Here is a 438-nt window from a genome sequence, read left to right on the forward strand (position 1 = left end):
GCGGACGGGAAGGATGGGCAGGGAACGGGCGTACGGCCGGGCGGCGGACTCCCGCAGCGCCTGTCTGCGGAGGATGCCCTCCGCCACGACGGGGCCCCGCGCTCCCTGGGGCGGCACGGAGGCCGCTGCTGCGGCCGGCTCGGTCAAGGCCACGTCTGTCGGTCCTCCCGCACGGAATTCCCTTCCGGATTGCGTCTCGAACATGAACGCTGGTGCACCATCCCCCGTACGTACCAACGACGGGGGAGGCGACGGATCACGGGTGGCCCGAAGATCCTTGGCCGCGATCGGACAAGGCCGCGTGCCGGGTGGCTCGGGATGACCCGCCGACCCGCCGGCCCCGGAGCCGCACGGCCGAGCACGGCCGACGGGACGACGAGGACGCCCACGACGGGCCGGACCGCAGGAACCGCGGACCCGGGCGCCGCCGTCCTCAGG

General features: G+C 74.7%; 1 pseudogene. It reads right to left on the reverse strand.

The features are described from left to right. A pseudogene (locus G3I71_RS52090) lies at positions 1-204 on the reverse strand (aspartate aminotransferase family protein); the annotation flags it as partial. Between the last annotated feature and the right edge of the window lie 234 nt (positions 205-438).

The sequence above is a fragment of the Streptomyces sp. SID12501 genome (genome assembly GCF_010550245.1).
Lineage (GTDB): Bacteria > Actinomycetota > Actinomycetes > Streptomycetales > Streptomycetaceae > Streptomyces.